This is a genomic window from Variovorax sp. FW305-3-2-15-B-LB1 (genome assembly GCF_058787635.1).
Genome location: NZ_JBYSZY010000009.1, coordinates 68,313 through 79,656, shown reverse-complemented (window position 1 = coordinate 79,656; position 11,344 = coordinate 68,313). Strand labels below are relative to the sequence as shown.

Here is an 11,344-nt window from a genome sequence, read left to right as displayed (position 1 = left end):
CCTTGCGTTTCCGTGGCTAGACCACGGGCGCGGCGTGGGCGGGGCGCTCCGCGGCGGGCGCCTGCGCCATGTGCCGCGGCGTGGCGTTCAGCAGCGCCTGGCCGATCTCGTCGGAGCGGATCGCGGTGACCGACAGCAGCGTGTCGCTCAGGCCGTGGCTGGTCTCGCAGGCGCCCTGCAGGAAGATGCCCGGGCGCAGCGCCGGCGTGCCCTGCACGCGGTAGTCGCGGTCGACCGAGAAATCGCCCAGGTAAGGCGCCAACGGTGCCAGCAGCGTGCGGTGCGCGTCGCGGGCGTAGCCGGTGGCGAGCACCACGGCGTCGTAGGCCTTGTCGTGGCGCGCGCCGGTGTTCAGGTCGTGCAGCGACAGGTGGATGCCGTCCTGCGCGGCGCGCACGGCCGACACCTCGTGCCGACGCAGGAAGCTGTGGCGCGTCGAGCCGGCCACGCGCTGGCGGTAGAACACGTTGAAGATCTGCTGGATCAGCTCCAGGTCGGGCGCGGCGTAGTTGGTGTGCCAGAACTCCTCGAGCAGCTCGGCGCGCTCGTTCACCGAGCGGTTGAAGACGAAGTCGGTGAAATCGGTGTTGAAGATCTCGTTCACGAACGGGCTGTCGTCCGAGGGCTTGATGGAGCGCGCCCGCATGATCAGGTCGACCTGCGGCTTGGCCGGGTGCGACTGCAGGTCCATGAAGATCTCGGCCGCGCTCTGGCCCGCGCCCACGATGGCGATGCGGTCGGCGCCGGGGTGGCGGGCGATGGCCTCCAGGTAGGTGCTCGAATGGAACACGCGGCCGTCGTCCCGCAGGGGCTGGAAGCGCGCCGGGATGTTCGCCACGCCGCCCACGCTCACCACCAGGTTGCGCGCCAGGCGCTCGCGCACCGCGCCGTTGGCGTCGCGCGAGCGCACGCGCAGCAGCGAGACCTCGTTGCCCTTCATCTCGGGCACCACCTCGAACACGGCCTCGCCGTAGGCGCAGCGGTCTTCGAACTGCGCCGCGGCCCAGCCCAGGTAGTCGTTGAACTCGTGGCGGCTCGGGAAGAAGGTCTTGAGGTTGATGAAGTCCTGCAGGCGCTGCTTTTCGTGCAGGTAGTTCAGGAAGGTGAAGCGGCTGGACGGATTGCGCAGCGTGGCCAGGTCCTTCAGGAACGAGATCTGCATGTGCGCGTTGTCCAGCAGCATGTTGCGGTGCCAGACGAAGCCCGGCTGCTTCTCGATGAACAGCGCATCGACGAAGTGGCCCTTCTGGCGCTTCTCGTCGAGCGCGATGGCCAGTGCGATGTTGGACGGGCCGAAGCCGACGCCGATCAGGTCATGGATTTGCATGGATGTCCTCCAGGGATGGCTCGTGTCGACGAGCCGGGGCCGGCGAAGCGGCGGTGGGGTCGGCGCGCGGAATCCACAGCGCCTCGCCGAAGAAACGCTCGCGCCACAGCACGCCCAGCAGGGCGCGCTTGTGCGGAAAGTCGAACTCCTTCACATGGGCGTAGCCGCAGCGGCCCAGGCTCCGGATCATTTTTTCGTTGTCGGCGCGCGGCTCGATCACCAGGCGCTGCGTGCGCGGGTCGTCCAGGAAGAGGTAGTGCGACACCGACGGCATCCAGGCCGTGAGAAAAGGCTTGCCGCGAAAGCGCGCCTCGCCCACCAGCGCGTGCCAGCCGCGGTCGTGGTCGGTGGCGTCGTAGAACGGTGCGATGCGGTCTTCCCTGGCCCAGTAGGCCTCGAAGTAGCCGAAGGCCTCGCCATCGAAGCGGCCGACGAGACCGGTCACGCGCGGGTCGGCCGCGATGCCTTCCAGGTACTGGCGGTGGCGCGCGAGGTCGCCTTCCTCTTCCCAGAAATGGGCGACCACGGGGTCGTTCATCCAGCGGTGGAAGGCGGGGAGGTCGCGTTCGATGTCGACCGTGTCGAGCGTGAGCGTCTTACCCAACCACGGGATGTGGCGGCGGTACACGGTGCCTTGCGGCTTGGCGGGGCGCAGCGGATGGCGCTTGCCCTGCGTGACGACGAAGCGCTGGGCGAAGGGCTCGCGCGGCTGCGGCAGCCAGGCGCGCGGCCATTGCCAGAAGGCCTCGCGCGCGACCGTGGGCAGCGCGCCCTCGGCCGGTGTGACGATGCCCGCGTCCACCAGCCGCGTGCCGGTCGGCAGCGGCGACTGCAGCGCGAGCTGCCGCGCGGCCGGGTGGCGTTGGAAGGCCGCCTCGATCGCCGCCAGCAGGTGCGCTTCGTCAGGCTCGCCCGCGCAGGTGCCCAGCCATTCGAGGCGCGGCGTGCCGGGCTGCGCGCGCAGGGCCCAGGTGCTGCTGTGGCGGTCGCCATCGTGCGGCGTGACCTTGAGCACGGTGCCTTCCAGCCGGACGTCCAGCACCCGGCCTTCGGGGTGCGCGTGAAAGCGCCATGCGGTGTCGTGGGCGGTCAAGCAAAACCTCCGGGGTGTGGTCGATGTGTGTGGGATGCAGAAGGAAGACGCGGGCTGCGGCCGGATGTTTAGTCGGCGGTGCTTGCACAGCGCTCCCGCTCGAACTCGGGCGAGAGCGGGCACGCGCCGCAGTAGCCCAGCCGCGGCACGAGGTAGTAGAGGCAGCACTGGCGGTGCAGCGTGACGGGCGGCGCGCTGCGATCGGCCACGCGCACGCCGCGGCGCGCGGGCATGAACATCGGGTTGTCGCGCGCCTCGCCGCCCGGTTGCGGCCAGGTCGGGCGGTGCAGCAGGTGCTCGAGGTCGGCGGCCACGGCGGGCGCCTGGCCGCTCATGCGCAGGCCTTCTTCCAGCACCGGCTCGAGGTAGCGCACGGCGTTGCCCCAGAGGATCTTGGGCGCCAGCCGCGTGAGCTGCGTCAGCCGCGCGAACAGGGGCGCGAGGTGCGTCCACAGCAGCACGTCGTAGCGCGCGGCCGTATCGGTGCCGGGGCGCGGCGTGCCGATCTCGACGATGTGGAAGCACTCCGGGTCGCCGTCTGCGTCGTCGAGGCTGACCCAGACCTGCTCGGGCCTGACCGGAAAGCCGTGCTGCAGCAAGCTCGCCGCAGCGGCCACGGGCGGCAGCAGCGCGTGAAGGTAGTTCATGCTCCAGGCGGAAGCGACCGCGCGCAGGTCGCGCTCCGGCATGTTCAGCGTGCGCGCCTTCAGGCGCAGCAGCGCCAGCAGGCGCGGCGGGTCGGCCAGCAGGTCGGCCACGCGCACGGCGTCGGGCGGCGGGTGCGGGGCGCAGGCCAGCGTTTCGCCGTAGGGCGCCCATTCGCCCTGGAAGATCGGCGCGAGCAACGGGATCACGGGGCGGGGCCGAAGGTGGCGTGAAGAAGAAGGCGCACAGGCATGCAGCAGAAGACGCGCCGGCGGGCCGGAAATTTAGTCCGCACGAGGCCCGCGCCTAAACAGCGTGCCTCACGGAGCGTCTACTCACTCATCGACAGCAGTGCAGGCGTGCGAATCCCCATGAGCTTCCCGAGACACCGTCCCTCCGATCCGGCCTTCAGCATGGCCTGGCGGCTTTTTCGCGAGCTGCACGACGCACCGTCGCCCGAGCGCGCCGAGCAGCTCGTGGCCTGGCTCGGCCAGGACCCGGGCCACGTGCGTGCGCTCGACGAGGCCCTGACGCTGTGGGCGCTGGCGGGCGCCTCGGTGGTGGAGGCCGCGCGCGAGGCGGGGGCGCAGCCGCTGCTGCAATAGGCACCGCGCCTTCCTGCTAAACAAGCAGGCGCGCCGAACGTCATTGCAGGGAGCCCGTCTCCCTTTGCAACGAACCGTCCGCCGCATGAACCTCACACCCGCCAGCGCCCCCGCGTCCGAACTCGTCCGGCTGTTGCGGCCCTACTTCCCGTGGATCGCGCTGTCGACCGTGACCGGCATCGGCGCGGGCATCGCGACCGTCGCGCTGCTGGCGACCATCAACCAGGTGCTGCATCGCCCCGGCGGCCTGGCCGGCGGACTGCTGCTGACCTTCATCGGCCTGTGCGTGGTGGCGCTGGTCGGGCGCGCCACCTCCGACATGTCGAACAACGTGGTCGGCCAGCGGCTCGTGGCGCAAGTGCGCAAGAGTCTGGCGCTGAAGATCCTCGCGGCGCCGATCGATGCGCTCGAGCGTTACCGCATGCACCGCCTGATGCCCGTGCTCACGCAGGACGTCGACATGATCAGCGACGTGGCCTTCATGCTGGCCTCGACCATGATCGCGCTGGCCGTCTCCTTCGGCTGCCTGGGTTACCTGGCGTGGCTCTCGCCGCCGTTGTTCGGCCTGCTGCTGGTGGCGCTGCTGGTGGGCATCACCGTGCAGAGCCTGGCGCATGCGCGCGGCATCTCGGGCTTCTTCAAGGCGCGCGAGCAGGAAGAGGCGCTGCACAAGGCCTACCGCGGCATCAGCGAAGGCGCGAAGGAGCTGCGCATGCACCGCGCGCGCCGCGCCAAGGTGTACGAGCAGCAGGTGGCGCACACGGTGGAACGCATCCACGACATCAACCGCCGCGCCATCAACATCTTCGTGCTCGCCTCGTCCTTCGGTTCGGCGCTGTTCTTCTTGCTGATCGCGCTCATCCTCGGCTGGGCCGCGTTCCGCGACACCGCGCCCGTCGTGCTCAGCGGCTTCGTGCTGGTGCTTCTGTTTTTGAAAGGGCCGCTCGATCAGGTGGTGGCGGCCCTGCCGCATCTGGGGCGCGCGAAGGTGGCCTTCGAGCGCATCGGCGACCTGTCGGCCCGCTTCGCCACGCCCGAACCGCACCTCGACCTGCACGCGCCGCCCGCCACGCCGGTGCTGCACGACGCCATCGAATTGCGCGGCGCGCGCTATGCGTTCCCGGCGGTGGAGGGCGCGGAGCCCTTCGTGCTCGGCCCGGTCGATTTGCGCATCGGCCGCCGTGAGATCGTCTTCATCGTCGGCGACAACGGCTCGGGCAAGACCACGCTCATCAAGCTGCTGCTGGGCCTGTACGCGCCGGTGGATGGCGAGCTGCTGCTCGACGGCAAGCCCGTGACGCCGCAGACGCGCGACGACTACCGCCAGCTCTTCACCACCGTGTTCTCCGACTTCTACCTGTTCGAAGACCTCGTGGCCGGCGAAGAGGGCGGCCACCAGGCGCTGCCCGAAACCGCCTTGCCCTACCTGCAACGGCTGGAGATCGCGCACAAGGTGTCGGTGAAAGATGGCGCCTTCAGCACCACCGACCTGTCGACCGGCCAGCGCAAGCGGCTGGCGCTGGTGCATGCCTACCTCGAAGGCCGGCCGGTGCTGGTGTTCGACGAATGGGCCGCCGACCAGGACCCGGCCTTTCGCCATCTGTTCTACACCGAGCTGCTGCCCGAGCTGCGCGCCAAGGGGCACTCGCTCGTGGTCATCTCGCACGACGACCGCTACTTTCATGTGGCCGACCGCATCGTCCACATGAAGGCCGGGCGCATCGCGCAGGCCACCGAGGCGCCGGCGCCGAGCCTCGCGGCTTGACCCGTTCGCGAAGCGGGTGCTAGTGTGGGGTTCGCTTCGAACGAACCTCCACAACAGAAAGAACAGGCTTCCTCATGCACCTTCGCTCCACCCCGCGCTCATGGACGCGCGCCGCCTGCCAGGGCGCCGTTCTGGCCAGTGCCTTGCTCGCCGCCAGCGCCATGGCCCAGAAGCCGCATCAGGGCGTGCTCGACGCCGCCACGCAGCAAAAGGACGAGACATTGCAGCTGCTGGAGCGCATGGTCAACATCGATTCGGGCTCGACCAACACCGAGGGCCTGGCCAAGGTGCGCGAGATGGTGGCGGACGAACTGCGCAAGCTCGACGCGCGCATCGAGAGCTTTCCCGCCGAGCCGCACCCGGGCACCAACCTGGTCGCGACGCTCACCGGCCAGGGCAAGAAGAAGATCCTCATCCTGGCCCACATCGACACCGTGTTCAAGGACGGCACGGCCGCGGCCAAGCCCTTCTACATCAAGGATGGGCGCGCCTACGGACCCGGCGTGATGGACAACAAGGGCGGCGTCGTGGCCGGCCTGCAGGCGCTGAAGATCCTGCAGAAGATCGGTTTCAAGGACTACGGCCAGATCACCTTCCTGATCGACACCAACGAAGAGACCGGCTCGGTCGGCACCAGCGCGCTCATCGAACGCGTGGCCAAGCAGCACGACGTGGCGCTGAACCTCGAGCCGGGCCGCCCGGCCGACGGCCTCGTGGTCGAGCGCAAGGGCTCGGCCACGGCACTCATCGAGGTGAAGGGGCTCGCGTCGCACGCGGGCGTCGCGCCCGAGGCGGGCCGCAACGCGGCCATGGAAGTCGCGCACCAGGTGCTGCAGTTGTCGAAGGTGGCCGATGCGCCCAAGAAGACCACGGTCAACTTCACGGTGCTCACGGCCAACGGACCGACCAACGTGATTCCCGCGTCGGCCAGCGCCAAGGGCGACGTGCGCGCAGCCACGCCCGAGGAGCTCGACCGCGTCGAGAAGGACCTCACGCGCATCGCGCAGAACAAGCTCATCCCCGAGACCGAGGTGCGCGTGCGCCTCGTGCGCGGCTTGCCGCCGATGCCGCGCTCGCCCGCATCGGACAAGCTCGTGCGCATGGCCGAGGGCATCTACGGCGAGATCGGCAAGAAGCTCACCATCGAGAGCAGCGGCGGCGCCGCCGACGCCAGCCTCGTGGCCGGTGTCGGCGTGCCGGTGCTCGACGGCTTCGGCATCGTGGGCGGCGGCATCCACACGCCGGAGGAATACGCCGAGGTCGAGAGCGTGGTGCCGCGGCTTTATCTGTTGTCGCGGATGCTCATGGACTTGAGCGCGAACTAGGGGCTGTTGTTGGGGCCTCAGCCCCGCTTCGGAATGCCCAGGCCCTTCACCACGGCGGGCCGCACCACGAAGGCCTCGAGCACGCGCGCCACGTTCTTGAACTCACTGAAGCCCACGAGGTCGCCGGCCTCGTAGAAGCCGATCAGGTTGCGCACCCACGGGAAGGTGGCGATGTCGGCGATGGTGTAGCTGTCGCCCATGATCCAGGCGCGGTCGGCGAGGTGCTTGTCGAGCACGCCGAGCAGGCGCTTCGATTCGGCCACGTAGCGGTCGCGCGGGCGCTTGTCTTCGTAGTCCTTGCCGGCGAACTTGTTGAAGAAACCGAGCTGGCCGAACATCGGGCCGATGCCGCCCATCTGGAACATCACCCATTGGATGGTCTCGTAGCGGGCCGCCGCATCCTTCGGGATGAACTGGCCGGTCTTTTCTGCGATGTACAGCAGGATGGTGCCCGATTCGAACAGCGCCAGCGGCTGGCCGCCCGGGCCGTTGGGGTCGAGGATGGCGGGGATCTTGTTGTTCGGGTTGAGCGACAGGAACTCCGGCGACATCTGGTCCTGGGTCTCGAAGCTCACGAGGTGCGGCTCGTAGGGCAGGCCGGTTTCCTCCAGCAGGATCGACACCTTCACGCCATTGGGCGTGGGCAGCGAGTACAGCTGCAGGCGCTCAGGGTGCTGCGCGGGCCATTTCTTCGTGATGGGGAAGTGCGAGAGATCGGTCATGGGGAAAGTCCTTGGAATAGGGGCGACAACGGCGAGCGCCGGATTCTGCACGGGTCAGGCGGGCGGTGTGCGCGCATGGCCTTGCAGGCGCGGCAGCACCTCGCGGCCGAGTTCGTCGACCACGTCCTGCGCGGGCCGCCGGCTGCTGCGAACGAGGTTCAGCAGCACGTGCGCGACGCCGGCGTCTTCCATGCGGTAGAGGTAGTCGACGAGCGCATGGCGTCCTGCGCGCAGGCCGAGTTCGATGGGCTCGGCGGGCGCGTCGGCATCGTCCAGCAGGTCGAGCTGCAACGATTGAACGAAGGGCTTGGCCTCGCCGCCCGCGCGTTCGCGCAGCGCGGTCTGCCACAGGCCGATGCGGCCCTGCTGGCGTGCCTCGTCGCGGTGGTAGGTGGCCCAGCCGTCGGCGTGGGCGGCGGTCCATTGCAGCGACTGGCGCGCCGAGCCCACCACCAGCATGCCGATGCGCGCGACGGGCGGTGCCATGAGGTCGTGGCCGCCGGTGGCGTCGTGCAGCGCGGCGCGCTCCTGCGCGTCGGGAGCGAGCGCCGAGCGCACGAGGTTCCAGCGTTCGCGGAAGACGTCGCCGCGCAGCGCGATGTCCTGCTGGAAGATGGCGAACTCGGCCTCGCGGTCACCCGAGCCCAGGCCGAGGATGAAGCGGTCGTTCGACAGGCGGTTGAGCGAGAGCGCGGCCTTGGCCACGTGCAGCGGATGGCGCAGCGGCAGCACGGCGGCGGCGGTGCCGAGCGCGATGCGCTGCGTGGCGGCGGCCAGCGCGGTGAGCCAGAGGAAGGGCTCGTCGAGCACCGCGGTCTCTTCGCCCTGCGGCACCATCACTGGCACATCGCGCGTCCACAGCGCGGCAAAGCCGAGCGTGTCGGCCAGGCGGGCCAGATGCAGTTCGATCGCGGGGTCGGCCATCGCGCCGTGCGGGCGCGCCAGCGGCGTCATCAGGCCCAGGGTGAGGCGCCCGGCGAGCAGCGTCTGCCGGTAGGCGGTGTTGAACGGCGCCATGGCGGCGTCAGGCGCGCCGCTTGCGGGAGGCCGGCGCGACGGGCGCAGCGAACAGCCGCTCGATCGATTGCCGCACGTCGGCCTGCATGTCGGCGATGGCCTTGGTGTCGCCCGAGAGGTGCTTGAGCAGCGCCTGCAGGAACAGCCCGTCGAAGAGGGCGTAGCAGGCCGAGGGCGGCAGGCCGGGGGCTTGCCCCGAGAGTTCGGCGAAGCGGCTCATGATGCGCCAGATCATGTCTTCGAGGCTCTTGTCGATCTGCACCACGTCGTCGTGGAAGGCCGCTTCGAACAGCGCCTGCGAACGCAGGTCGTACCAGAGCCGGTGCACGTGGCCTTCGCCAAGCAGTGTGTCGCCCAGGCTCTGCAGGAAGCCTTCCATGAGCTCGTCATACGTCGTGGCGGTGTCGACTGCGTGGTCGTAGCGCGTGACGCAGCGCGCCTTGTACTGCTTGACGCTGCAGACGATGAGGTCGACCTTGTCGCTGAAGTAGTAGTGCAGCACGCCATGCGAGAACTCGGAGTTCTGCGCAATTTCGCGCAGGCTGGTGCGCGCGTAACCGAGCGTGGCCAGCGTGGTGAGGGCGGCTTCGCCGAGCTCGGCGCGGCGCTGCTCGAACTTGTCGGCCGGTGCCTTCTGCACCCGTCCGGCGTGCTTCTTTACCCGTGAATGAGTGGTCATTTCTAGCCAGGCCGCAGAGTGCCGGCCGCTGTGTTTCCTGGTGATTGCAAACCATAGCACGCGGCGTGGGAAATCCCTCGTACGTGCATTCCAGAGGCATTTTACGAAATTTGGGCAGTCGTCAAAAAAATTCTTGACACTCGTCAAGTCGATTCCTAGCATGACCGCTCCATCTCATACACATATCCACAGGAGACAAGTGATGGCCAAGTTCGACTTGACGGGGCGCAAGGCCCTGGTGACGGGAGGTGCGCGCGGCATCGGCGCGGGCATTGCCCAGGCGTTGGCGCAGGCGGGTGCGTCGGTGATGATCGGCGACGTGCTCGCCGACCTGGGCAAGGAGACCGCGCAGCGGCTTTCCGCAGAGGGAGCGAAGGTGGGCTTCGTCCCGCTCGACGTCACGAAGGACGGCGATTGGGCCTCTGCCACCGAAGCCACGGTGAAGGCGCTCGGCGGCTTCGACATCCTGGTCAACAACGCCGGCATCGAGATCACCTCGCTGGTGGTCGACGTCGACGGCGACGACCTGCGCCGCATGCTCGACGTGAACGTGGCCGGCACGCTGCTGGGCATGAAGCACGCCTTTCGCGCGATGCGCCCCGGCGGCAGCGCGGGCGGCGGCGGGGCGGTGGTCAACATCGCATCGGTCGCGGCCACCATCGCCTTTCCCGCCATCGCCGGCTACTCGGCGACCAAGTCGGCGGTCGACCGCGCCACGCGCGTGGCGGCCATGGAGTCCGGCAAGCTGGGCTACGGCGTGCGCGTCAACTGCATCTACCCCGGCCTCGTGCCCACCGACATGGGCATGAAGCTCGCCAACGACATCGTGGCCGCGGGGCTCGCGCCCAGCGTCGAGGCCGCCGTGGGCGACGTCATCGGCCAGACGCCGCTGGGCCGCCTCGGCGAGATCGGCGACATGGCCGACGTGGTGGTCTTCCTCTGCTCCGACGCCGCCCGGTTCATCACCGGCGCGGGCCTCGCGGTGGACGGCGGCATGGGCATGTGAGCGATCAACAAGGAGCAAAGAACATGAGCAGCAAGAAGAAACCCGTCATCGTCTACGGCGCCTCCGGCTACACCGGGCGCCTGGTCTGCGAGTACCTGCGCGAGTACCACATCCCCTTCATCGCGGCAGGCCGCAGCGCAGAAAAGCTCGAAGCGGCGATGAAGTCGAACGTGCCCGGCATCGAGACCGCCGACTACGAAGTGGTCGAGGTCGCGCACACGGTCGAGGCGCTCACCGAGCTCTTCAGCGGCGCCTCGGTGGTGCTCAACACGGTGGGGCCGTTCGCCAAGTTCGGTCCCGAGGTGGTCGATGCCTGCCTGGCCGCCGGCTGCCACTACACCGACACCACCGGCGAACAAGACTGGCTCATCACGCTCGACCAGAAATACGGCGCCAAGTTCGCGGCGGCCGGCCTGCTGCTGTCGCCCGGCCTGGCGCAGATGTACACCACCGGCGAAATCGCGGCGCAGCTGTGCCTGGAAACACCCGGCCTGGACACGCTCGACATCGCCGTGTTCTGGGGCGGCAGCCCGACCATCGCGTCGACGCAGACCATCCTGGTGAACGCGGCCACGTCCAAGGCCTTCTACCTGGAGCAGAACCAGTACGTCGAGTGGCAACCCGACGCGGGCCTGTACCACCTGTCGATTCCCGGCCAGCACGAAGCCGCATTGGCATTGCCCTGGGGCGGCACCTCGCACCCGGTGTGGTTCAAGCGCGACCCGCGCGTGGCCAACGTGAAGGTGCTCGGCGGTGTCTTCAACAAGCCGCTGATGCTGGGCGTGCCGCAGATCGTGGCCGCCGCGCTCAAGGCCACCGAGGGCATGAACGACGAAGACCGCTATGCCGCGCTGGCCCAGACGGCCGCGGGCGTGATGAACACCATGCCGCCGCGCGAGAACCCGCGCATCAACAAGTCGGTCGATTCGGTGCACGCCTCCGGTCCGCTGGGGCGCGCGCATTGCGTGATCTTCGGCAACTGCAACTACAAGCAGACCGGCCTGCTGCAGGCCTATGCCGCGGCCTCGCTGCTGCAGCAGGCGCCGCGCCGCGCCGGTTTCGCCTCGGGCTGCCAGGCCTTCGGACACCGCGAGCTGCTGGGGGCGCTGCGCAGCTTCGGGCTGGTGCAGGAACCCGTGCTCACGCGGATGGGCTGACGC

At 69.0% G+C, this 11,344-nt stretch carries 11 protein-coding genes; 5 read left to right on the top strand and 6 right to left on the bottom strand.

All coding sequences use genetic code 11. The annotated features are described in order from the left end of the window. Positions 1-16: 16 nt before the first annotated feature. From AC3WQR_RS08280 to fhuF, 3 genes are all read right to left on the bottom strand, one after another. Positions 17-1,327: a lysine N(6)-hydroxylase/L-ornithine N(5)-oxygenase family protein gene (locus AC3WQR_RS08280; protein ID WP_447746396.1), complete on the bottom strand. Its 1,311-nt coding sequence runs from the start codon at positions 1,325-1,327 to the stop codon at positions 17-19. Further along, positions 1,314-2,420: a GNAT family N-acetyltransferase gene (locus AC3WQR_RS08275; protein ID WP_492741708.1), complete on the bottom strand. Its 1,107-nt coding sequence runs from the start codon at positions 2,418-2,420 to the stop codon at positions 1,314-1,316. Before AC3WQR_RS08275 ends, AC3WQR_RS08280 begins: the two co-directional genes overlap by 14 nt. Positions 2,421-2,488: 68 nt before the next feature. Continuing rightward, the gene (fhuF, locus tag AC3WQR_RS08270) at positions 2,489-3,274 is read right to left on the bottom strand and encodes a siderophore-iron reductase FhuF (RefSeq protein WP_492741707.1); all 786 of its coding nucleotides are present in this window, start codon (positions 3,272-3,274) and stop codon (positions 2,489-2,491) included. Between the two features lie 162 nt (positions 3,275-3,436). On the opposite strand from fhuF, the gene AC3WQR_RS08265 reads away from it, so the two are divergent. The 3 genes from AC3WQR_RS08265 (at position 3,437) to AC3WQR_RS08255 (ending at position 6,760) form a co-directional block, all read left to right on the top strand. Further along, entirely contained in the window at positions 3,437-3,670 is a 234-nt protein-coding gene (locus AC3WQR_RS08265; RefSeq protein WP_062469860.1) for a hypothetical protein, read from the top strand. Positions 3,671-3,755: 85 nt separating this feature from the next. Continuing rightward, a complete protein-coding gene (locus AC3WQR_RS08260; RefSeq protein WP_492741706.1) occupies positions 3,756-5,435 on the top strand; it encodes a cyclic peptide export ABC transporter in 1,680 nt (559 codons plus the stop codon). Positions 5,436-5,509: 74 nt separating this feature from the next. After that, the gene (locus AC3WQR_RS08255; protein WP_492741705.1) at positions 5,510-6,760 is read left to right on the top strand and encodes a glutamate carboxypeptidase; all 1,251 of its coding nucleotides are present in this window, start codon (positions 5,510-5,512) and stop codon (positions 6,758-6,760) included. Positions 6,761-6,777: 17 nt separating this feature from the next. On the opposite strand, the gene AC3WQR_RS08250 is transcribed toward AC3WQR_RS08255, so the two are convergent. From AC3WQR_RS08250 to AC3WQR_RS08240, 3 genes are read right to left on the bottom strand one after another with little or no spacing between them, the layout of a single operon-like run. Beyond that, positions 6,778-7,482, bottom strand: coding sequence for a glutathione S-transferase N-terminal domain-containing protein (locus AC3WQR_RS08250; protein ID WP_492741704.1), 705 nt, complete (start codon positions 7,480-7,482; stop codon positions 6,778-6,780). A 54-nt stretch (positions 7,483-7,536) separates the two neighbouring features. Beyond that, positions 7,537-8,499 (bottom strand): TIGR03571 family LLM class oxidoreductase, encoded by a 963-nt coding sequence (locus AC3WQR_RS08245; protein ID WP_492741703.1) that lies wholly within the window; start codon positions 8,497-8,499, stop codon positions 7,537-7,539. A gap of 7 nt (positions 8,500-8,506) precedes the next feature. Next, positions 8,507-9,178: a TetR/AcrR family transcriptional regulator gene (locus tag AC3WQR_RS08240; protein WP_139702901.1), complete on the bottom strand. Its 672-nt coding sequence runs from the start codon at positions 9,176-9,178 to the stop codon at positions 8,507-8,509. Positions 9,179-9,380: 202 nt separating this feature from the next. Here AC3WQR_RS08240 and AC3WQR_RS08235 point away from each other — a divergent pair, with 202 nt between their 5' ends. Both AC3WQR_RS08235 and AC3WQR_RS08230 read left to right on the top strand, forming a co-directional pair. Beyond that, a complete protein-coding gene (locus AC3WQR_RS08235) occupies positions 9,381-10,184 on the top strand; it encodes an SDR family NAD(P)-dependent oxidoreductase (protein WP_369629680.1) in 804 nt (267 codons plus the stop codon). Positions 10,185-10,207: 23 nt separating this feature from the next. Then, entirely contained in the window at positions 10,208-11,341 is a 1,134-nt protein-coding gene (locus AC3WQR_RS08230; protein WP_492680677.1) for a DUF5938 domain-containing protein, read from the top strand. Positions 11,342-11,344: the final 3 nt, after the last annotated feature.